Here is a 22,172-nt window from a genome sequence, read left to right on the forward strand (position 1 = left end):
GTGACGCATCATCTGCCACAGAGAACCAAACCAAAGGCAAGATTTGACGGAAACATTTGGTAGATAGCCGTCAACAGAAGCGGATTCACAATAGAGTACCAGCCAGACCAAACGCTTGATTTGACCATCCACCAGGAACGATATGAATCTCCCGAAAACATCCCGGAGCACAAGACAAAAGAACGGCCAGAAAAACAAAAAAGAACAATAGGCATGCCGTGACATTAACTATCTTAATTCTGCCAAGATATTTCAACCCAAACAAACCAGCCGCCATCGCCGGAATACTTAAAAGTGCAGCGGGTATCTGGCACCGGATAGCTTCAGCAGGGAGACCTGCAGGGCGGTTCGAAAATATTCCAAATGCATTATACGAAATCAACGCTGACAAAATAAGAAATTCAAGAATAATAAATACATATCCTGGCACACCGTCGGAATTTTTATTGTCATCATTTATTGAAGCGATCGGAAAATTTCTCATAGCACGCCCCAGCTGTCGCATAATCACTTGCAAAAGAAATTAGATATAGACTTTCGCCCCAGCTGGCGGAGACTTCTCAAATAACGTTACCTGGTCCGGTGTTCCCAATTGCCCCACATCATCCAAACTCAAATTCGAAATACGCACGGTACGTCCATCGGCAATGAGCTGATTGTAAAGCGGCGCCACGTAGCGCTCCCCCTTCTCCTCGCCACCATGAGCGAAGAACCGATCGTAAGCGTCGATATACAGGGCCACCGACCCGAACCAGTAAAACCCGACTGTCGCATGGGGGGAAATGCGCTGCTTTTCCCTCAGTTCCACTGCCTTCCCGTCATCGCCCAGCCGAACGAAAGACCACCCCTCACCCGGGCCTGGAAAACAAGGCACCCAGCCATCGCAATCAGCGGGAACCTCGTCGGGCGTCATGGCCCCTGGGCGCACAAAGGTATCGATATTGAAGATGGCGAAAGGCTGTTGCCGGTCTTCCGCGGCGGCGGCCAGGATACGGGCCGTGGTGGCCTGACCATCCGTCGGGGCCGGCAAATCGGCGAAATGGGCGATGTCGATGCCAAGAATCTTGCACCGTTCGGTGATGAAATCCCGCGCCCGATCATCCGCCCGCACAGCGAAGGCGAACCGCCAGCCGGCATCACGGAAAGCGGTCAGCGCCAGCATCGACCAGTCAAAGAGTGGGCGCCCGAAAACCTCGATCTGATATTTGGGAACGGTGTATCCGGCCTTGGCGAAGCGCGAGCCGAACCCCGCCATGGTGATGGCCATCACTCCTGACATTCCGCACCCCCCGCCGCTTTGGCCAGCCGATCACGCTCGCACAAGGCATCCAATTCAGCCAAGGACCGTTCCAGGAATTCACGCGGCCGAACGGCCCGATCATCAATGTAAAAGCCATTGTCACCTGGCCAGGGCTTTCCCATGTGAACTTCATGATAGGGAACCTCGTGCCGCTTCAGCCAATCCAGCAGTGTCGGAAGCGTATCGAGGTTGATGGTCCCCAGATTGCCGTCGTGCGTCCGCATTCCACGCGCCGAATGCAGGATGATACGCCAGCCCTCAGCGGCAAGCTCCCGCAACCGCCCCACCAACAGGGGCTCTGGTGGAATGTCGGCGTAGCTTTGCCCAGCCACCTTGATGGGGCACAGGGTGCCGTCGACATCGACGACGAGGACATTGGTATGGGCGATCATAACTGGTCTTCCAATTCCTGGATCAGCGCGGCAGCGGTAAGGGCGAAGCCCGCCAGCTTGCGCGGGTGATCGACATGCAGGGGCAGCATCGACAAGAAAAGCGACAACTCATAGGCCCGGACGATGAAGAGCGAGCCCTCTCCGAATGGCATGCGATCCTGCAACGCCTCCAGGAACAAAGCGCGCAGATCGGCCGGTGACCCGCCATCCTGGAGCTGGAGGCGCAGAACCAATTGCCCGTCCAACTGACAGTCGAAAAGGTCGTTGTTGATAAAGTCGTAAGCCCCGCAGATCGAATGGCTGAATTTCGCCAAATCGTAAAGCGGATGCATCCAGGCATCATCCAAGGACTTGGCGCCGCGCGGGTCGATCAGGCGCATCAGGCCGGTACGGCGGTCGAAAAGGATATTGGAGAAGCAGGGGTCCCCATGGCCAATGGCCAGCGCCGTCGATGGATCCCGCTGAATGGCGATATCGATCAGATGCCTGGCGCGGGCGGCCATCGCCTCCACCCCCCGCCAGGCCCGCTGGCGGAAAGGATGGCATCCAGACGGCGGCCAACCTCCATCGAAAGGAACTGTGCCAAGCGGCGATCCATTTTGCCCAAGATGGTATCACGGGCATTGGCGCGCACCGCGTCCACGCCAATTTCGCGCAGGGGCCTTGCCTCGATAAAGTCGAAGAAGCGCTCCAGAAGGACGGCGAACGATGCCGTGTCGAAAGCATGGTGGATGAATTGCAGCGCCACATCCGGAATGGCCAAGCGCTCCATGGCGTAGCTGGCGCGCTGGCCGTCATCCCGGAAATCATAGGTTGGCAGCAAGAAGGGCTTCAGCGATTCCGGTGCCACATGGAAGAAATTATATTCCGCTTCCATCTTGGCACGATCGGTGGAGCTTTTGCGCAAAGAGCGCCGTTCCATCTGGTTCGAATTGAAGGCACGGGTTTCCGTGGCCCCACTCATGAACGACAGGAAGCTGTCGGCGCGCCGCAAATCCATGAAACCGCATGGATCATCACTCATGATCGCACGGGAGCGAGCCAAGCCGGCGTGAAATTCCCGTACGGCCGAATCATCGTAGCGCGCCAGCAGCGGACGCAAATCCGCCGCGGTGAGCAGGGCCGCGACCTCGCCCCCGGTTGGCGGAGCCAACAAAGTCGTCCCCGGCGCGAAAGCCGCCTGCGCCACCACGGCCTGCAGCGCATCGGGCCTGCTCGGCATCAGGCAGGAGGGGAAGCGCAGGAAGATGCGGTCCTGAGAGCTAGCCTCCACCAGTTCCAGGAGGAACAGGCCATCCCGATCATCGGCAAGGTGGAAAAAATCCGTGGCGCCCGCCCGTTCCATGATGCCAGCCACCTCTTGCCCCAGAGACCGGCGCCGGCGCAGGATGCTAGAAAAACGGGCCGCACCGATGATGCTTTCGATCTCGGGTGACGGAAGCTGGCGGTCGTCATAGACCACGGTTAACGCGTATGCCATGTGGTCCTACGAAGTGCATTGAGCCGCACGCGGCGGGGAAGGCGCGCCAAGGGGAGCGGCCGCTGGGACAGCGCGTTTGAACGCCGGGCGTCCGTGCTGAAATACCGAAGATGCAACATCGTCGCAACCGGCCAGGCCGCCCCCATGAAGAGCAAGGCCACCAGCGTGTAAAGATAAATCAAGGATTGGGGAAGAACCGAAACCTCCTGGGGTGAAAGCGCCATGGAGATCACCCCGATGACCGTTGCCACGCCACCACCGCCCCATCCATCCAGAAGCACGACAAGGCTGATCCATTCACAGGCCCAGATGCCCGCCGTCAATAACAACAGGATCAGTACGCTACCGCGCAGGCTTTCGGTTGCCACCGCAATCGCGCGCCGCAAAGAATTGATCAGCCGCAAGGCGGTCCGGGATCCAGGAGAGAAGTGATGCCGGAAAATGTACCCTTGTAGGGTGGCCAGCGCAGGCCCAAAGGCGACTAGAACCAACAAGGCCAAGGCGATGGATACCGACAAGACAACCGCAATGAAGAGAAGGTTCGCCGGAACACCGTGATCAACGGCGAAAAGGAAAAAGCACAGACCGGATAGCACAATGGCGTCCATCATGCGCTCCACCACGATCACGAGCAAAGCGCGGGCACCGTCAACCGAAAGCCCGCCTAGTTGCTGGAAACGGTAGAGTTCCCCCAATTTAAATGGCAGGACAAAGGACGTGGGCGCTGTGCGAAAGTGCAGCAAGAGCAAGGCCCTGGCAGGCCAGCGCAGAAGCGGCACCCCCACAACGGCCAGACGAACGGCACGCAGCGCATGTCCTAAACCGTAGAACGCGATCGCAAGGATGACCAGGCGAAGGGGCGCCAATGGACCGGCGGTCCCCTCCGCCATCGGTGAGAATGGCAAATAAACCAGTACCGCTACCAGTGGGAGAAAGGCTAACAGACCCCGGCGTAGCCGCCGGCGCGCCAAGCCTCGATTAAAGGGCGGCACTGGCGTTCCCCTGCACTGGACCTTTGTTCCAGCGCTCGATCACAGTCGACGGATATGCGGCGCGCGCCACCGCCCGATGCTCCCCAAGAAGGAAGGCCGTCGGTGACAAGGCCCGCTGGTACAGCATGGCCAACATTCGACGCCCCTGACGGAACAGCTTGGCATTGGAGATCTGGTCGTCCTCCCGCCAAGCCAGGGGGAAGAAGCGCTGCGTCAGGTTCCGTTGGCAGCTGCCTAGAAGCAAATAATAATTAAAGGTGAGATCATCAGCAAACTTGAGATGGAAGCCATCAGAAAAAACGTCCGTCCGATACATATTCAGGCCAGAGCCCAAATCGTAAAGCCGTTGGCCAGCAACTGCCGAGAAAATCAAGTTAAAGGTGATATTCGCGGCCGTCCGCAATAGGGAATAACCCTGCAGGCGCGATCCGGCCATAAAGCGGGCGCCTAGCAAGCAATCAACCTGATTATAGGCGCCTGATTCAATGTGGGGCACCAAATCGCCTACGTGCCCTTGGTCGTCTCCATGGAGAACAACGAAATGGGTATAGCCGTGATCCAAGGCCCATTGGATCGCGACCTTGTGAGATCCGCCCAAGCCATAATTATCGTCATTGTGGAGCAATGCCCGATGAGGTACAGCAACATTCGCCAATGCGGCCCGCGCAACTTCCAAGGTATTGTCGGTCGACCGATTGTCAACGCAAATCAAGCCGTCGAAATGACGGGAGATGGAAGCGTCGCTCAACTGTGCCAGGACTCTGGGAATTTGGGGTGCACAATTATACATTGGCACAAACAAAAGAATCTTGGTGGTCATGTCGAATCCAATTCGATGACGTGATTTCAGTAGAGTACAAACCGGCGCTCTAGCAGCCAGGTCATAAATAGGAAATTGGAATAAAGCGTCAGAGGAGTGACAATCACCTTCGCCAAAACAGATGCCACAACAGCATGCGGAGGCAGCCACGATGCGGATACCGGCCAATCCACCATCATTAGCATAGACGCTATGAAAGAGATGACGAGCGACGCAACCGACACAGCGGCCACCTGCCACAAACAGTAGTACAAGAATTGCCGACCGAGCAGATGCCCGTCATGGACGAAGATGTGCCGCTGGGAAACGAAAAAGACAAAAGTAAGGGCCAAACTGGCGCCGATTAGGTTGGCAGGAAAAGTCGGGACCTTCAGCCAAACAAGCGACGTCATCGTGGCCATGTCCATGGCCCACCCCGCCCCGGAAATCAGGGCAAACCGGTAAAGGCGCACGCCAACTTTTCCCACATCCCACCCCTTGCCATATCCGGATCCGGGGCTGGCGTCGCCGCAGCCCGGAAAAAGCGCCGGAGGATATTGTCCGAAAGCGGGCAATGGCAAGCCCTAGCTATCAATGATGATCCGGACCGCCCCGGGTGGAAACCGCTAGTCTTCCAGCGCCTCCACCAATTGTCGACGCATGGTTTCACGGGAGAAATTCGCCTGCGCATAATCGGGCTGCACCGCGGCCTGACGCTCCCAGGCAGCCTGATTGGACACCAGCGACAGGATGGCTCGCGCGATTTCGGCGGCATCGTCGGTGACGGTGCAGACGCGCTCCAGATCGAGTAGGCCCTGCGCGCCTACGGTCGTCGTGACCAGCGGCACGCCGTGCTGCAGCGCCTCGACCACCTTCGACTTGATGCCGGCCCCCACGCGCAACGGCACGACCGCAACCCGCGCGGTGGCATAGTGCCGCTCCAACTCTTCGCCACTGACCCAGCCCGTGACCTTGACCCGATCCGAGGCCAGGGCATGCACCGTCGGTGTCGGGTGTGAGCCCACCAGGAACAGCGTCAGGTCCGGCATGGAGGCCCAAACCTGCGGCATGATCTCGTTCACCAGCCACTGGGCCGCGTCCTCATTCGGGGTGTGCGCGAAGCCTGCCACGAACAGCAAACCTGAACGCTCGGCAAAGCCTGGAACATCGTCCTCGGCGCGATCCACTGTGTAAGGCGCGACGACACGGACGGGGGTGCCAGGCAGCACCTCCTTGACCGTGACAACCTCATCAACCGAGGGATAAAGCACACAGTCCGACTGAACCCATACCGTCTTTTCCTGCAATTCCATATTCAGCGAATCGAGGTGCGCTCTGACGTTGCCGGTATACTTGTATTCCAGGGCCAGACGGCGGTGGTGAAGATCGTGGCCGTAATAAACGATCCGGGCCTTGGAGTGAGACTTAACGAGGCTCAAATACTTAAGCGTTGTCGATGGCCGGCTCGACAGAACAGCGTGAATTTCAGCCCCGTTCCGCGCGATCCATTCCTCAAAGCCGGACGGTGTCGCCAGGGCCCCATACAAAATCTCAACCCCCATATCTTGGAGCGGCGGTGCATATTTGGGGTGAAGATAGCCGTTCTCTGGCAGGAATTTCACACCGTAGCCTGCCGAGAGAAGAACCTCCAGGAAAGAGAACATCGTTCTCGATCCGGCATCCCGATCAGGCTCGGGAAGGTAATGATCAATGACCAGGACGATTTTGCGGTTGAAGCTGCGCTCACGCGCGCGGAAAACGTTCACACCGTTTGGGAAATTTTCCTGCTCCAGCACGGCGGCCCACCGCTGCATAAGGCGCTGCTGGTTGGCAACCTGGTAGGCCTTGACCCCCGAGCCGGTATCGGTACCGTGGGAAATCCCCTCGTAGTGAATAACAGTCGAACGGGGCTGGTAGTAAACTTTGCGACCAACCGAGCGCGCCTTAAATGCCAGATCCGAATCTTCGCAATAGGCCGGAGCATAGGCCTTGTCGAAGCCTCCCTGGGCATGGAAGAAAGTCGCCTCCACCAGGATGGAGGCGCCGGAGCAATAATCCACTTCCCGGGTGTAATTGTACTGGGGAAGAGAGGGGTCATCCAGGCGGCCATAATTCCATGCCGAACCATCCTTCCAGACAATGCCACCGGCTTCCTGGAGCACGCCGTTGGGATAAATGAGCTTCGAGCCCACAATGGCCGCGTCGGGATGTATCTCGAACGTCCGCAGGAGAGCATCCAGCCAGCCGTCCGTCACCTCCGTGTCATTGTTCAGGAAAAGCAGGTACTGGCCGCTGGCCTGGGCCGCGGCTTTGTTGCAGTTGCCGATGAAGCCCAGGTTTTCCGTATTCTCGATAAGCCGCAGGCCTGGAATGTTGCGCAGATAAGACAGGTCCGCATCGTTCGAGGCGTCGTCGATCACGATCACCTCATAGGAGGCGACCGACGGAAACCGCATGACCGATGACAGACAGCGCAACGTGTAATCGACCTTGCCGTAGGTCGGGATAATGATAGAAACCAGCGGCTGCGCGACAGTCGGCAAGCGCAGTTCGGCGGCGATGGTTGAAAGCTGGACCTCGCCCTTCGCCTGGCGTTGCCCCAATTCAGCCTGCAGCCCCTCCAAAGGCGCGGCAAAATTGGCTTCAATGGCCTTTAAAGCCATTGCAACCGCAGACGTCTCCCCCCGCTTGGCCCTGATGAGCTGCTTCAAACCAGCGATATCACCCTTGGCCAGACGCCCCAGGAGGCGCAACGGCAGGGTCAACCGCCATGAAGTAGAATGGTACATCTGATCGACTTGTTTCCGAGCCGCTGCCAATTGCGACCGCAAGTCGACCGTCTCGGCCCGCAAGCTTTCGGTTCTTTCCTTCCAGCTGTTGGTCTCGGCAAGCAAACCCTGGGTTTCTGTCTTCCAATGTTCACCGTCAAACTTCAGATTCTTCGCCTCAGCCTCCAGATGATTGATCTGGGACAGAAATTCATCACGAATGTTAGCTATTTCTGTTTTTAGACGATCAACTTCCAGGAGATGACCATCACGGGAGCTGTTGATTTGGGACGTGATCCGCTCAAGCTCCGACAGATGTTCGGTCTTGAGGCTTGCCATCTCGGCCTGGCCGCGATTCCTTTCCGCTTCGATTTCCGCGTTCAGCCCACTAATGAGGGCCTGCGCTCTTTCTTGATCAGCCTGGATCACGGCGTTGAGACGGTCGATTTCAGCCTGCGCGACTTCACTGTTGTGCGATATCGCAGCGTTGAGCCGGTCGATTTCAGCCTGCGCGACTTCACTGTTGTGCGATATCGCAGCGTTGAGCCGGTCGACCTCAGCCTGGGCCAACTGATTGTTACGCGATATCTCGGCGTTCAGGCGGATGATTTCGGCGTGCCCCACACGTTGGACCTCGACGTTCTCCGTGTTCAGACGCTCGATCTCCCGCCGGGCATCAGCCAGCGTTTCCTCGGCGTCCATGCGAGCGCGATCCAGCGCAAAAAAATGCGTGGGTGAGTGGAGCACGCTGTCCGCCAACGACGGCAATTCGCCTAATGTCGCCACGGCAATGTAGTAGGGGGCGCTGGGCACGGAGGCGGAGCGCTGGAACAGCGTGCCATCCCGCGTCTCAAAGCCTTCAACCTGCCTAGGTCTCGTTTCACCCTCGCCAATGATGACAGACCCCCAAAGGGCCCGCTGTTCGAACAGCGCGACCTGGGGGAAATGGATATGCAACAGGTCCAGCAGTTCCTGCTTGTTCAGTTCGCGGTGATGGTAGGGATTATGGTGGTCGTGCTGGTCGCTGTAGACATCACGGTTGGGGGACGAAATCACCAATATGCCACCGGGCCGCAGCACACGGGCGATTTCCGAGATGAACGCCTCTTGCGCGGTGAAATGCTCCAGGGTCTCGAAGCTGACGACCACGTCGACGGACTGGCTGGCGATCGGCAAAGCGGCCGCATCGCCTTGGCGATAGGACACCCTTTCACTCATGTAATTTCGGTTGGCGAAATCAACCGTCACCGGATCGATGTCGACACCAATGACCGACCGCGCCGCCTGGCCGATCAGGAAGCTGCCATATCCCTCGCCACTCGCGACATCCAATACGTCTTTTCCGGCACAGTAACGCAAGGAAAACAAATAGCGATGATAATGCTCGTGCTGTATATCGCCAACCAAACCGGAGACATACCGTTCCCCTGTAAATTCCATCGCCTTCTTGGGCTCGGGGAACTTAAAGGCAATCCTATTGGCGTTTACCGTTGGCGCATCAGACATAAGGTTTACTCTACATCCATTAATTTCAGTTCGGGGGCTCGGCAACGTCTAGCGGTAAGCGAACCTTCTCATTGACATCGCTTGCCCCGATCACTTCACCAAAGTGCATTGGCTTAGGGGCTTGCTCGATTGAGTTTCAATCTGTGTATCCCAAGCCTCAAATCCCTTCACACCTCATTCCTCCAAGCGCCAAACTTGTGGCCGCTCCTCCCTTACATCAGGGACGGCTTCCACGAGAGCGCTGGCTGGCAAGAATCTGTATGATGGACCCTACCAACGCGGCGCATCATGGAGTCAAGCGTCGTCGCACACCAGCCATTTCTGTGAGCATCACGGCCATGCTATTGCTGTCATCTGGGGTAGGTGCGGACGCCACGTAAATGTCATACAAGGTGTGTTAAGCACTTGGGCGCACCGCATGCGATTGTGATTTTTTGCACCGGTACATCGACACGTCTGAAGTGATTATAAATTCAGATGCTTTTATCAAAGCCATGGGGTATCAGCAAAAGGTCCTTTAGGGTGTTCACTGCCTGCCCCCCGTGACCCCGTTACGCAGGTCAATACTTGAATTTATCTTTTTATTCGCTAAGCGTCTTGTTACCTGATGATATTGAGGAGATTTATGGTGACCGTCGCCCTTAATCCCAAAGCGGGTACTTTGATTCGTGCACGCGCGCCCCTCAGGCTGGGGCTGGCCGGTGGCGGCACCGATGTTTCGCCTTATTGCGACATCCATACGGGCGCCATCCTGAACGTCACCATTTCCAAGTTCTCCTACGCGACACTGGAAATCACCGACGACGGCCTGATTGTGTTTGAGGCCCTGGATCGTAACGAGAAGACCACCTATGACGTGGCAGCGATGCTGCAGCCGGACGGCTGCCTGGACCTTCACAAGGCCGTCTATAACCGCATCGTGGCCGACTACCTGGGGGGCCAACCGGTCTCGCTGAGGCTCAGGACCAGCTCGGACGCGGTTGCCGGGTCGGGCCTGGGGTCCTCATCCACCCTCGTGGTGACAATGGTGCAGGCCTTCGTCGAGGCCTTCGCGCTGCCGCTCGGCGAATATGACGTCTCGCATCTTGCCTACATCATTGAGCGCAAGGACCTGGGACTAAAGGGTGGAAAGCAGGACCAGTACGCCGCCACCTTCGGCGGCTTCAATTTCATGGAGTTTTACGACAACGACCGGGTCATAGTTAATCCTCTGCGAATCAAGGATTGGATCACCTGCGAGCTTGAATCATCCCTTGTCCTGTACTTTACGGGGGTTTCCCGTGAGTCGGCCAACATCATCGCCGAGCAGGTCAGCAATGTGCAGAGCGGCAACCAAACATCGATCGAGGCGATGCATGCCCTGCGGCGTGAAGCGGTGGCGATGAAGGAATACCTCCTGCGCGGCGACATTCCAGCGCTGGGCCGGGCTCTGCAGGCCGGCTGGGAAGCCAAGAAGCGGAGCGCCAGGTCGATTTCCAATTCCAACATTGACGCCATCGACCAAGCGGCCAGAGATGCGGGCGCCTTCGCTGGCAAGATGTCGGGCGCCGGCGGCGGCGGCTTCATGTTCTTCCTGGCCCCCCCAGAGTGCCGGCAGAAGGTCATTAAGGCCTTGGAGGAATTTGGAGGCACCGCTTCGGCCTGCTATTTCACTTCGGAAGGAGCAAAAGCGTGGAGAGTGCGATGATTGACACGATCAAAGGCGAACTGGCCGCCACCATCCAAGTCTTGCAAGCCATGCAAGCTGACCGGGATCTGTGTCAGCGCGTCGCCGATGTGGTGGATTTGAGCGTCGCCGCCTTGCAGGCGGGTAACAAAATCCTGTTCGCCGGCAACGGCGGCAGCGCCGCCGACGCCCAGCATTGGGCCGGCGAGTTGGTCAGCCGGTTCAACTACGACCGCCCCGGCCTGGCTGCCATCGCCCTGACCACTGATACCTCCATTCTGACGGCGATCGGCAACGACTACGGTTACGATTACAGCTTCGCTCGACAGATTGAGGCGCTGGGCAGAGAAGGTGACGTGTTTTTCGCGCTCTCAACCTCGGGCCGGTCGAAGAACATTCTCCGTGCCCTGACCGCGTGCCAGGAACGGGGGGTTAAGACCGTGGGCTTCACCGGTGCCACCGGCGGCGACATGCTTGCCCTGTGCGACCATTGCCTGCGCATCCCCTCGACCCATACGCCGCGGATCCAGGAAGGCCATGAGGCCCTGGGCCACATGATTTGCGGCCTGATCGAACAACGCATCTTCCCGAAAGCGGCGTAATGCGCGAGGCGATCATTCTGGCTGGGGGGCTGGGAACCCGTTTGCGCACCGTGGTCAGTGACGTGCCAAAGTCGCTGGCCACGGTGGCGGGTCGCCCCTTCCTGAATTGGCAGCTGGAACAGCTGGCCGACCAAGGCTTCAGCCATGTCGTCCTGGCCGTCGGCTACATGCACGACAAGGTCATGGCGACCTATGGCGATACGTTCGCCGGCATGGCGATCCACTATGCGGTGGAAGAGACTGCACTGGGGACGGGTGGTGCCATTTGGCAGGCCGCCCGCCTGGTGAAGGGGGACGTTTTTTTCACGCTGAATGGCGACACCTATTTCGACCTGCCGGCCGATGAGATGGAAGCGGCGCTACAGGATCAGGAAACCGACATGGCGATGGCCGTGTGCCATGTCGCCGACTGCGGACGCTATGGGCTGGTCAGCATCGTCGATGGGCGATTGGCGGGCTTTCGTGAGAAAGCGCCCGGCCAACCGGGCGCCGTCAACGCGGGAGCCTATCTATTCCGACGATCCCTAATGGATCGCTGGACCTTGCCGGAGCGATTCTCCATCGAAACCGATTTTCTACAGCCCCATCTATCTGACTTGAGCGTCGCTGCCGTTCCGGTTCGGGGCGATTTCATCGATATCGGTATTCCCGAGGATTACGCCTATTCCCAGAAGCGCATCCCCGAACTGAAGACCTTGCGGCAATATCGGAATACCGATGCCGCCTCGGAATGAACCGCGCGTTGAGCCTATCGAATCTCAAGCTGGGTATTGGGGGCGGCGCCAAGCCGGATGGCGACGGCACCGCCGCTCGCTGAGGGCGGCGCCGTCAGCTTGACATCAGCTTCCGCCCAGCATCTTCACGATGGCCGAGAAATCCAGGTGGCCGTTGCCGGCAGCGGCGAACAGGGCGTAGAGCGCCGCGGCGTTGGCGCCCAGGGGGGTGGCGGCGCCGCTGGAGGCCGCCGCCGCCTGGGCCAGCTTCAGGTCCTTCAGCATCATGTCGACCGCGAAGCCCGGGGCGTAGTCGCGATTGGCGGGCGACGTGGGAACGGGGCCGGGCACCGGGCAATAGCTCGTCAGCGACCAGCATTGCCCGGAGGAGGTGGAGCTGACGTCGAACAGCTTCTGCCGATCCAGGCCCAGCTTGTCGGCCAGGGCGAAGGCCTCGGACACGGCGATCATGGAAATGCCCAGGATCATGTTGTTGCAGATCTTGGCCGCCTGACCGGTGCCGGGGGCGCCGGTGTGCACCACTGTCTTGCCCATCTGCGCCAGATAGGGTCGCGCCCGCTCCATCGCCTCGTCACTGCCGCCCACCATGAAGGTCAGCGTGCCGGCGGCGGCCCCGCCCGTGCCGCCGGAAACGGGGGCGTCCACCATGGCGAAGCCCCGGGCGGCGGCGGTGGCGGCCACGGCGCGGGCGCTGTCGACGTCGATGGTGGAACTGTCGATCAGCAAGGCGCCCGGCGCCGCGGTGTCGAAGACGTTGCCGGCGTCCTCATAGACGCCGCGCACATGGCGCCCGGCGGGCAGCATGGTCACCACCACCTCGGCACCCGAGGCGGCATCGCCGACGGACCCGGCGATGACACCGCCCGCCTCGGCCAAGGCGGCCAGCGACTGGGGCGCCAGGTCGAAGCCCACGACGGTGTGCCCGGCCTTCAGCAGATTGCGGGCCATGGGCAGGCCCATGTTGCCCAGGCCGATGAACGCGATGCGGCTCATGATCGTTTCTCTCCCGTAATGATTAGTCTTCAACCCTTGGCCAACAGGCGGCGGGCGATGATCAGGCGCATGATCTCATTGGTGCCCTCCAGGATCTGGTGGACCCGGACGTCGCGGACGTAGCGTTCCAACGGGTATTCGCGGATGTAGCCGTAGCCCCCGTGCAGTTGCAGCGCCTCATTGCACACCTGGAAGCCCACGTCGGTGGCGAAGCGCTTGGCCATGGCGCACCAGGTGGTGGCCTCCGGATCGCCAGCGTCCAGGGCGGCCGCCGCGCGATGCACCATCAGGCGCGCGGCCTCCAGCTCAGTCGCCATGTCGGCCAGACGGAACTGCAGGGCCTGGAAATCCGCCAGCTTGCGGCCGAAGGCCTCGCGCTCGCCCATGTAGCGGGTGGCGAGGTCCAGGCAAGCCCGCGCCCCACCCAGGGAGCAGGAGGCGATGTTGATGCGGCCGCCGTCCAGGCCCTTCATAGCGATGCCGAAGCCCGCCCCTTCCTCGCCCAGCCGGTTTTCCACCGGCACGCGGCAGTCTTCGAAGATCACCTGGGCGGTGGGCTGGCAGTTCCAGCCCATCTTCCTCTCCTTCTTGCCGAAGCTGAGGCCGGGCGTGCCCTTCTCCACCACCACGGCGGAGATGCCCTTGGGGCCTGGACCACCGGTGCGTACCATGACGACATAGAGGTCGGAGACGCCAGCACCCGAGATGAAGGCCTTGGACCCGTTCAGCACGTAATGATCGCCATCCCGTACCGCCTTGGTGCGCAAGGCCGCGGCGTCGGAGCCGGAGCCAGGCTCCGTCAGACAATAGCTGGCCACCTGGTCCATGGTCATAAGGCCCGGCAAGTATCGCGCCCTGATCGTGTCGTTTCCGAAACGATCGATCATCCACGCGGCCATGTTGTGGATGGACAGGAAGGCGGCGGTGGCGACACAGCCAGCGGACAGCTCCTCGAACAACAAGGCCGCATCCAGGCGGGTGAGGCCGGAGCCGCCATGCTCCTCCCCGCAATACAGCCCGCCCATGCCCAGGGCCGCAGCGGCGCGCAGGGCGTCGAGGGGAAAGATTTCCTTTTCGTCCCACTCGGCGGCGTGCGGCGCCAGATGCTCGGCGGCGAAGTCCCGCGCCATGTCACGGAACGCCGACTGCTCCTCCGTCATGCGGAAGTCCATGGCCTTATCCTCCCTGTTCTTCTTCTGAGGCGGCCCGACGTCAGGCCATGTTCAGCATGATGGTCTTCTTGTGGGTGAAGTGTTCCAGCATGGCCTCCAGCGTCGCTTCCTTGCCCAGGCCGGAAGACTTCACGCCGCCGTAGGACAGGTTGGGCTGCACCACCAGGTTCTGGTTCACCTGCACCAAACCGGCCTGCAGGCGCTGCGTCGCGTCCAGCGCCGTCTTCAGATCGCGCGTCCAGATGGTGGCGGCCAGGCCGAATTCGCTGTCGTTGGCCTGGTTGATCACGTCCTCATAGTCCGTGAAGCGGATGACGCAGGTGACCGGCCCGAAAATCTCCTCCCGCGCCAGGCGGCTGTCGTTGGTCATGCCGGTGAAGATCACCGGGCGGACGTAGAGACCCTTGGCCAGGCCGGCTTCGGTAGGCAGGGCGGAGCATTCATGCGCGGTGGCGCCGGGCGTGCGCTTGCCCTCGGCGATATAGCCCTGCACCCGGTCGAACTGCTGCGGCGAGACGATGGTGCCGATGTCCGTCGTCTCATCCAGCGGGTCGCCCATGACCATGGCGTCCACCTTGGCCTTCAACGCCGTGACAAAGGCGTCGTGCAGGCTGTCATGCACAAAGATACGGCTGGCGGCGGTGCAGCTCTGCCCCTGGCGGGTGAAGCGCATGCCGGTGATGGCGCCCGCCACCGCCTGGTTCAAATCCGCATCGCCCATGACGATCATGGGGCTCTTGCCGCCCAGTTCCAGGGTGACGGGGATCAGCTTGTCGGCCGCCGTGCGGCTGACGATGCGGCCGGTCTCGACCGAGCCGGTGAAGGTGACCTTGGCCACCTTGGGGTGCGCCACCAGCGGCGCGCCGCACTCAGGCCCGAAGCCGGACAGGATGTTCAGCACGCCGGCCGGCAACACCTGGGCCATGATCTGGCAGGCGCGCAGCACGGCGAAGGGCGCCTCCTCGGCTGACTTCACCACCACGGTGTTGCCCGCCACCAGCGCCGGCGCGATCTTCAGCGCCATCAGCATCATGGGCACGTTCCACGGGATGATGGCGCCCACCACGCCCAGGGGCTCCCGCACCGTCAGGGTCAGCATCTTGGGATTGAAGGGCACGGTCTCGCCCTTCAGCTCACCGCCCAGGCCGCCATAGAAGGTGAAGGCGTCGGCCAGGACGCCGGCCTCGACCCGGCTTTCCGTGCGCAGAGCCTTGCCCGTCTCCAGCGCCACCAGTCGGGCCAGTTCCTCGGTATGCGCGGTCAGCAGGCGGCCGCATTCCGCCACCAGCCGGCCCCGCTCACGCGCGGGCAGGGCCTTCCACATCATGCCGGCCTCGACGGCGGCGGCCACCGCGGCATCCACGTCCGCCGCCTCGCCAAAGGCGGCCCGGCCCATGACCTCACCCTTCGCGGGATTGATGACATCGAAGGTCTTGCCCGAGGCCGACGCCACCAGGCGCCCGCCGATCAGGTGCTTACCCGACAGGTCGGCGGCCAGGGCGTAGGGATCCAGCTGCGGGGCCAAGCCCTGGGTGGGAGTGGGGATGCTCATGGGGGTTCACTCCTGTTTATTCTGCTGCCTTATTCCGCTTCGGCGGGGCCGCGCCGAATGCCGGAGCCCCAGCCAGGGGCACCGGCCCCTTCAGGTCAAGACATGGCGCGCGATGGCGAAGGGCGCCAGTATCCAGGTGGTGACGCGGGCGTTATAGGGGCAAGTGCGCGAAACCGTTGTGCGGAAATACGCGGACGTGTCCTGTCGCCTTGGGGAAAATCGGCACAGGATCGCGGCGCAAGGACGGCCCGCCGAGCAGGGCGATGCGGGCGCCGCCGCCGCTGGATTACGGGGGTAGCGCCAATGGCCTGCCTATGTAACGCCATTTAAATTTGTTACCGCTAACAAAAGTCGCTTGACGACAAGCAGCGATATAAATATTATTTATCCCAAGCGAACGGTCCTGCGGGATCGATCGACCATGATGGGGAGAAGCACCCGACGATGTCATGCCGCCGTCCCGGCGCATGACGGGCTGGCCCTGGTGCCGCCGTTTGTCTTCCCCCCATCGCCCGAGTTTCGCCGGCCCCGCCGGCATATCGCATCTGGCAAGTCCTGCAGAGGCCCGCTCATGGTCCGGCAGGGGTTACCCGATGGCCCTGAGAGAACCCTCCCGTTCCCAGGGTCTTATCTCCCCAAGCCGGGGCGCGCGTCGCCCCGGCTTCTTTTTTGTCCACATCCCGGATCGGCGCGAAGTTCCTGATTCCCCGGACGCATGTCATGCGCCAGGATGCGAGCGGGGAAAACCTGGGGGACTTCGACAATCATGCGTAGGCATCCGCTTGCCACCGCCGCCCTGGCCGTGGCCCTTTACACGCTGTCCGTCGCGATGGGCACCACCGCGAGCGCCAAGGCCCCGGCCGGCGACATCAACCTGGCGGCCCAGACCATCCCGGCCGCCATTGGCGCGGACCCCGCCCCCGATTCCCAGCACCCCGCCCGCATGGCGGTGCTGCACATCCCCACCGGCGGCCGCACGGGCCACCCGGTGGAGATCAACGGCGTGGCCTATTTGGCGTCCGGCGCCGGCCCCCACCCCACCCTGTTGCTGCTGCACGGCCTGCCCGGCAATGAGAAGAACCTGGATCTGGCCCAGGCGGTGCGCCGGGCCGGCTGGAACGTGGTCACCCTGAATTATCGCGGATCCTGGGGCAGCCCCGGCAGCTTCCGCTTCGCCAACAACCCCGAGGACGCGGCCGCGGCCCTGGCCTATCTGCGCGACCCGGCCCATGCGCAGGAGTTGGGGATCGACACCGGGCGCCTGGTCATCGCCGGGCACAGCATGGGGGCCTGGACCGCCGTCCACACGGCGGCCAAGGATGGCGCGCTGGCCGGCCTGATCCTGATTTCCATGGGCGATATCGGCATCGTCGCCCATCTGCCCCATGACAAGCTGGTGGCGCTGGCCGCCGACAACCGGGAATCGCTGGCCGGCGTGACGCCGGAAAGCATGGCCAAGGAAATGGAAAGCCATGCCGACGCCTTCGCCACCGCCCCCCTGACCGCCCGCCTGACGGGCACGCCCCTGCTGGCGCTGACCTCCAACGATGGGCTGGCCAGCCATACCGATGCCCTGGTGGCCGGCATCCGCGCCCATGGCGGCAGCCGCATCACCACCGGCCACGCCGCCACCGACCACGGCTGGTCCGATCACCGCATCGCGCTGGAGGCGGCGGTGATCAACTGGCTGCAGAAGCTGGGGAACTGAACGAACGGTGACCGGAGCCGTCACACATACGGATCCGGCGATCCCATGTGGTCCTGGACGTAGCGGCGGATGCCCTCCTCCAGCTCGGTGAAGGGGCGGTCGTAGCCGGCGGCGCGCAGGCGGCCCATATCCGCCTGGGTGTAATACTGGTACTTGCCCTTCAGGTTGTCCGGCATGGGGATGTAGTCGATGCGCGGCTCCCGGTCCGCCGCGGCGAACAGGGCGCGGGCCAGGTCGTTCCAGCTGCGCGCCTTGCCGGTGCCCAGGTTGAACAGGCCGCTGACGCCCGGGTTGTCGTAGAACCACAGCATGACGTCGACCGTGTCACCCACCCAAACGAAGTCGCGCAACTGGCCGCCGTCGGCGTAGTCCGGCCGGTCGGACGCGAACAGCCGAGCCGGCTCCCCAGCCATGACCTGGGGATAAAGCTTGGCCGGGACGGAGCGCATCGCGCCCTTGTGATACTCATTGGGGCCATAAACGTTGAAGAACTTCAGGCCCACATGCTGCGGCGGCGTGGGGGCCCGCTGATCAATCGCGGCACGCACGCGGCGGTCCAGCAGATGCTTGGACCAGCCATAGGGGTTCAGCGGGCGCAAGCGGGCCAGCGCCTCGGCCGAGGAATCATCGTCGAAGCCCTGGGCGCCGTCGCCATAGGTCGCGGCGGAGGACGCGTAGATCAGGCGCACGCCCGTGGCGGCGCACCACGACCACAGGTCCAGCGTCAGGCGGAAGTTGTTCTCCACCACCCGGTCGGCGTCGGTTTCCGTGGTCGCCGAAATGGCACCCATGTGGAAGATGACCTCCACCGCATCGCCATGGCGATCCAGGAATTCCGGCAACTGTTCCGGCGTCACGATATCGTGCAGGTTGCGCTTGGCGATGTTGCGCCACTTGTCGCCCTGGCGCAGCCGGTCGACCACGACGATCGGGCCCAGGCCCCGCTGTTCCAGGCCGGCGACAAGATTGGACCCGATGAAGCCGGCGCCGCCGGTCACGATGATCATGGACTGCCACTTCCCATAAAATCCGCGCCAGCCCTGGGGCCGGCACGGTCTTGATAGGGGACCGGGCCGGCCGGGGCAAGCCATCCGGGGGACAGGTCAGCCAGTCACCCGGATGCGCTTGGCGATGCCCGTGGTGCTCTGGTTGGGCACCAATTCCACCAGGGCCACGCGGCCGCCGTTGGCCTGGACCACGTCGGCACCCACCACCTGGTCGATGGTGTAGTCCGCCCCCTTGATCAGCACGTCGGGCAGGATCTCGGTGATCAGGGCCAGGGGGGTATCGTCCTCGAACAGGGCCACGGCGTCGACCGAGCCGAAGGCGGCCAACACGATGGCGCGCGACCGTTCGTCCTGGATGGGGCGCTCCGGCCCCTTCAGGCGGCGCACCGAGGCGTCGGAATTGAGGCCGACGATCAGGCGGTCGCAGGTCGCCCGTGCGGCGGCCAGCAACTGGACATGCCCGGGATGGATCAGGTCGAAACAGCCATTGGTGAAGCCGACCTTCAGCCCCAGGCGGCGCCAGCGCGCGATCTGCTCCCGCAGCTCCGCGCCGCCCAGCAGCTTGGACAGGTTCTGGCGGTCGTCCTGTTCGGCCAGGGCGTGCAGCAACTCGGCCGGCGTGACCACGGCCGTGCCCACCTTGGCTACCACCAACCCGGCGGCGACGTTGGCCAAGCGCACCGCATCGGCGATGTCCGCCCCGGTCGCCAACGCCGCGGCGATGACCGACACCACCGTGTCGCCGGCGCCGGAAACGTCAAAGACCTCCTTGGCCTCCGCCTGGACATTGAGGGAGGTGCCGTCCCCCCGCACCAGGGTCATGCCCTCCTCACTGCGGGTGACCAGCATGCCCCCGATGCCATGGTCGCGCATGAGGGTGGTGGCCGCCGCCACGATGCCGTCCGTCGTGCTGGGGCTGTGGCCCACGGCCAGGGCCAGCTCGGCGCGGTTGGGGGTCACGAGCGTGGCCCCGCGATAAATGGAATAGTCGGCACTCTTGGGATCGACGATCACCGGCTTGCCCGCCCCGCGCGCCAGCTCGATCAACTGCCGCAGCACCGACGGGGTGAACACGCCCTTGCCATAGTCGGACAGAATGACGACGTCGACATCGGCGACATGGGCCGCCACGGCCGTGAGCAAGGCCGCATGCACGTCCGCCGCCACCGCCAGTTCACTATCCCAGTCGGAGCGCAGCAAATGGTGGCCGTCGGCGACGAAACGGGTCTTTTCCGAGGTGCGGCGCTGGGTGTCCACCTGCAGGATGGAGGTGACCTGATCGTCGGCCGCCACCAGTTGGCTTACCCGCACGCCGGCGGCATCCCCGCCGAGGACGCCACCGAAGACCACCTGGCCGCCCAGCGCCGTGAGGTTGCGCACCACGTTGCCGGCGCCGCCCAGCATCACATCCTCTTGCGCGTTGCGCAGCACGGGCACCGGCGCCTCCGGCGAGATGCGTCCCACCTTGCCGCGCACGAAGCGATCCAGCATGACATCGCCGATAACCATGACCCGGCCCCCCGCAAGGGCCTCGACCGTGGAACTCAAACCGGCAAAGCGGCTCATGGTATTCCCATTCCCAGATCAGAACGACGGGCCGCGACGGCCCCTGGGCCGCACCGTATCACACCGCGCGCGCGGGTGAAGGCCCCGCATCGCGCTCCCCCTGCATCACCGGCGCGCCAAGCCGACACCGGCCAGGGCCAGGGCGAAACCGACCAGTTGCAGGGGCGTCAGCGTCTCATGGAACAGCAGGAACGCCTCCACCGCCGCCAGCGGAGGGACCAGCAGGATCAAGGCCGTGGCCCGGGTGGCGCCCCCGTGCCGCACCATCCACACCAGAAGCGAGATGCCGATGACCGAGGGGCCCAGGATGGACCAGAGCAAGCCGGCCCACAGCACCGGGTGCGCATCCCAATGCGGGGCGCCCACCGTCAGGAACAGGACCGACACCACGGCGGCGGCGCCCAGGTTTTGCAACACCCCGGCGGGCCGCAGATCATCCCCCGCCAGGGAGGACTTCTGCAACAGGGTGCCGATGGTCACACCCAGCACGCTGAGCAGCGCCAGACCGGCCCCCAACGGCGACAGCCCCCCGCCGCCCGTCGCGCCGTGCAGGGCCAGCTTGGGCGCCAGCACGCAGGCGACGCCGGCGAACCCGATGCCAAGGCCGGCCCAGGCGCGGGCGCCCTGCCGCTGGCCGAACACCAGGGTGGTGATGAGCGCGGTGAACAGAGGCTGCAACGCGCCCAGCAAGGCCATGACGCCGGCGGCCAGGCCCTGGGCGATGGCCCAGTAGGAAAACCCGAGATAGACGCCCTGCATCAGCGCGCCGGCCAGCAGGTGCAGCCCCACCCGCCGGCCCCGGGGCCAGGCGATGCGCAGCGAGAGCGTGGCGGCGGCGAAGACCAGCGCCGTCAGCCCGAACCGCACCAGCAGGAACAGCTGGACATCGGCATAGGGCAGCACGGCGCGGGCCACCAGGAAGCCGGTGGACCAGATGAGGATGAACAGCCACGGGGCGCCCCAACCCAGCAGGCGGGCCCGAAGGGCGGCGGCCTCCGCACCCCTCACGGCAAAGCCGCCGCCAAGGCCCGGATATGGTCGGGCCCGATGCCGCAACACCCGCCGACGATGGCGGCGCCGGCATCCACCCAGCGCCGTGCCCAGTCCAGGTAACTGGCGGGCGTCAGGTCGCCGCGCAACTCATCCAAGCCATCGTTGGCGGTCGCGTCCTTGGGCTGTGGCGGGAAGGCGTTGGCGTACACGCCCAGGGGCAGCGCCGCGCCGGCGGCGGCGGCCTGGGCCGCGGCCAGCGCCGGGCCCATGACCTCGGGCTGGCTGCAATTGAACAGCAGGGCGGCGGCGCCCAGGGCCAGCGCCGCCTCGGTGCCCTGGGCCACCGTCTCGCCCCCGCGCAGGCGGGGATGGGTGGCGGCGTCGGTCGCCTCATCCTCCAGCGTGAAGGACAGCCACAGCGGCTGGGCGTCCTTCCCCAAGGCGTCCGCCAAAGCCGCGCGCACCGCCCGCACCTCCGCCACCGCGCTTTGCGTTTCCGCCAGCCAAAGGTCGACGTGGGGCGCCAGGCCCCCCACCAGCGGGGCCAGCAGATCCGCCGCGCGGGCGGCATCGAACAGGTCGGCGCGGTAGGAGCCGAACAGTGGCGGCAGGGACCCGGCGACGCGGGCACCGGGCTTGGTGTCCGCCGCCTGCCGTGCCAGCCGCCCGGCCAGGGAGGCCAGGGCCCCGCCCTGCGCGGCGAACCTCTCCTCCCCGATATGGAAGGGCACCAGGGCATAGCTGTTGCTGGTGATGATGTCGGCGCCGGCCTCCAGGAAGGCGTCGTGGGCGCGGCGCACGTAGTCCGGCGCCTCGATCAGCGCCAGCGCCGACCATTCCGGCTGACGGAAGGGCGCCCCCATGCGCTGCAACTCCCGCCCCATACCGCCGTCCAGCAGGATAGTACCCCGTCCCATCTCACCCTCCCCCGTTCGCCCCTGT

Annotated in this window: 20 protein-coding genes; 4 read left to right on the plus strand and 16 right to left on the minus strand. The window is 63.1% G+C overall.

All coding sequences use genetic code 11. The annotated features are described in order from the left end of the window. Positions 1-85: 85 nt before the first annotated feature. The 9 genes from ULB03_RS26225 to ULB03_RS26265 are packed head-to-tail and all read right to left on the minus strand — an operon-like array spanning position 86 to position 9,237. Positions 86-505 carry a hypothetical protein gene (locus ULB03_RS26225; protein WP_322486023.1) on the minus strand — a complete coding sequence of 140 codons (420 nt, stop codon included), beginning with the start codon at positions 503-505 and terminating at the stop codon, positions 86-88. 18 nt (positions 506-523) lie between these two features. Continuing rightward, positions 524-1,267 carry a glycosyltransferase family 2 protein gene (locus ULB03_RS26230; protein ID WP_322486024.1) on the minus strand — a complete coding sequence of 248 codons (744 nt, stop codon included), beginning with the start codon at positions 1,265-1,267 and terminating at the stop codon, positions 524-526. Then, positions 1,267-1,692 carry an HAD family hydrolase gene (locus tag ULB03_RS26235; RefSeq protein WP_322486025.1) on the minus strand — a complete coding sequence of 142 codons (426 nt, stop codon included), beginning with the start codon at positions 1,690-1,692 and terminating at the stop codon, positions 1,267-1,269. Before ULB03_RS26235 ends, ULB03_RS26230 begins: the two co-directional genes overlap by 1 nt. Continuing rightward, positions 1,689-2,195 carry an aminoglycoside phosphotransferase family protein gene (locus tag ULB03_RS26240; protein WP_322486026.1) on the minus strand — a complete coding sequence of 169 codons (507 nt, stop codon included), beginning with the start codon at positions 2,193-2,195 and terminating at the stop codon, positions 1,689-1,691. Before ULB03_RS26240 ends, ULB03_RS26235 begins: the two co-directional genes overlap by 4 nt. Next, positions 2,171-3,172, minus strand: coding sequence for a hypothetical protein (locus ULB03_RS26245; protein ID WP_322486027.1), 1,002 nt, complete (start codon positions 3,170-3,172; stop codon positions 2,171-2,173). The genes ULB03_RS26240 and ULB03_RS26245 overlap by 25 nt, the downstream gene beginning before the upstream one ends. Next, positions 3,157-4,164, minus strand: coding sequence for a lysylphosphatidylglycerol synthase domain-containing protein (locus ULB03_RS26250; RefSeq protein WP_416211194.1), 1,008 nt, complete (start codon positions 4,162-4,164; stop codon positions 3,157-3,159). The genes ULB03_RS26245 and ULB03_RS26250 overlap by 16 nt, the downstream gene beginning before the upstream one ends. Continuing rightward, positions 4,151-4,984 carry a glycosyltransferase family 2 protein gene (locus tag ULB03_RS26255; protein ID WP_322486029.1) on the minus strand — a complete coding sequence of 278 codons (834 nt, stop codon included), beginning with the start codon at positions 4,982-4,984 and terminating at the stop codon, positions 4,151-4,153. The genes ULB03_RS26250 and ULB03_RS26255 overlap by 14 nt, the downstream gene beginning before the upstream one ends. 26 nt (positions 4,985-5,010) lie before the next feature. Next, positions 5,011-5,544, minus strand: coding sequence for a GtrA family protein (locus ULB03_RS26260; protein ID WP_322486030.1), 534 nt, complete (start codon positions 5,542-5,544; stop codon positions 5,011-5,013). A 45-nt stretch (positions 5,545-5,589) separates the two neighbouring features. Further along, positions 5,590-9,237 (minus strand): glycosyltransferase, encoded by a 3,648-nt coding sequence (locus ULB03_RS26265; RefSeq protein ID WP_322486031.1) that lies wholly within the window; start codon positions 9,235-9,237, stop codon positions 5,590-5,592. Positions 9,238-9,862: 625 nt separating this feature from the next. Between ULB03_RS26265 and ULB03_RS26270 the strand changes: the two genes are divergently transcribed. From ULB03_RS26270 to ULB03_RS26280, 3 genes are read left to right on the plus strand one after another with little or no spacing between them, the layout of a single operon-like run. Further along, positions 9,863-10,924 (plus strand): GHMP family kinase ATP-binding protein, encoded by a 1,062-nt coding sequence (locus ULB03_RS26270; RefSeq protein WP_322486032.1) that lies wholly within the window; start codon positions 9,863-9,865, stop codon positions 10,922-10,924. Further along, on the plus strand, positions 10,921-11,505 hold the full coding sequence (locus tag ULB03_RS26275) for a D-sedoheptulose-7-phosphate isomerase (protein ID WP_322486033.1): 585 nt from the start codon (positions 10,921-10,923) through the stop codon (positions 11,503-11,505). The genes ULB03_RS26270 and ULB03_RS26275 overlap by 4 nt, the downstream gene beginning before the upstream one ends. Then, a complete protein-coding gene (locus ULB03_RS26280; protein ID WP_322486034.1) occupies positions 11,463-12,239 on the plus strand; it encodes a nucleotidyltransferase family protein in 777 nt (258 codons plus the stop codon). Before ULB03_RS26275 ends, ULB03_RS26280 begins: the two co-directional genes overlap by 43 nt. Before the next feature lie 105 nt (positions 12,240-12,344). Here the strand turns inward: ULB03_RS26280 and mmsB are convergent, their stop codons facing one another. From mmsB to ULB03_RS26295, 3 genes are read right to left on the minus strand one after another with little or no spacing between them, the layout of a single operon-like run. Beyond that, complete coding sequence (gene mmsB / locus ULB03_RS26285; protein ID WP_322486035.1) at positions 12,345-13,232, minus strand: 3-hydroxyisobutyrate dehydrogenase; 888 nt, start codon at positions 13,230-13,232, stop codon at positions 12,345-12,347. 29 nt (positions 13,233-13,261) lie between these two features. Then, a complete protein-coding gene (locus tag ULB03_RS26290) occupies positions 13,262-14,404 on the minus strand; it encodes an isobutyryl-CoA dehydrogenase (protein WP_322486036.1) in 1,143 nt (380 codons plus the stop codon). A gap of 40 nt (positions 14,405-14,444) precedes the next feature. Further along, on the minus strand, positions 14,445-15,956 hold the full coding sequence (locus ULB03_RS26295; RefSeq protein ID WP_322486037.1) for an aldehyde dehydrogenase family protein: 1,512 nt from the start codon (positions 15,954-15,956) through the stop codon (positions 14,445-14,447). A gap of 766 nt (positions 15,957-16,722) precedes the next feature. Here ULB03_RS26295 and ULB03_RS26300 point away from each other — a divergent pair. Next, positions 16,723-17,664 (plus strand): alpha/beta hydrolase family protein, encoded by a 942-nt coding sequence (locus ULB03_RS26300; protein ID WP_322486038.1) that lies wholly within the window; start codon positions 16,723-16,725, stop codon positions 17,662-17,664. Between the two features lie 20 nt (positions 17,665-17,684). Here the strand turns inward: ULB03_RS26300 and rfaD are convergent, their stop codons facing one another. The 4 genes from rfaD to ULB03_RS26320 all read right to left on the minus strand — a co-directional run bounded on the left by rfaD (position 17,685) and on the right by ULB03_RS26320 (position 22,147). Beyond that, positions 17,685-18,671: an ADP-glyceromanno-heptose 6-epimerase gene (rfaD, locus tag ULB03_RS26305; protein WP_322486039.1), complete on the minus strand. Its 987-nt coding sequence runs from the start codon at positions 18,669-18,671 to the stop codon at positions 17,685-17,687. Positions 18,672-18,767: 96 nt separating this feature from the next. Next, positions 18,768-20,237, minus strand: coding sequence for a D-glycero-beta-D-manno-heptose-7-phosphate kinase (gene rfaE1 / locus ULB03_RS26310; protein ID WP_322486040.1), 1,470 nt, complete (start codon positions 20,235-20,237; stop codon positions 18,768-18,770). A 105-nt stretch (positions 20,238-20,342) separates the two neighbouring features. Then, positions 20,343-21,245: a DMT family transporter gene (locus tag ULB03_RS26315; RefSeq protein ID WP_322486041.1), complete on the minus strand. Its 903-nt coding sequence runs from the start codon at positions 21,243-21,245 to the stop codon at positions 20,343-20,345. Next, positions 21,242-22,147 (minus strand): homocysteine S-methyltransferase family protein, encoded by a 906-nt coding sequence (locus tag ULB03_RS26320; RefSeq protein WP_322486042.1) that lies wholly within the window; start codon positions 22,145-22,147, stop codon positions 21,242-21,244. The genes ULB03_RS26315 and ULB03_RS26320 overlap by 4 nt, the downstream gene beginning before the upstream one ends. Between the last annotated feature and the right edge of the window lie 25 nt (positions 22,148-22,172).

The organism is Nitrospirillum goiasense (genome assembly GCF_034427435.1).
Lineage (GTDB): Bacteria > Pseudomonadota > Alphaproteobacteria > Azospirillales > Azospirillaceae > Nitrospirillum.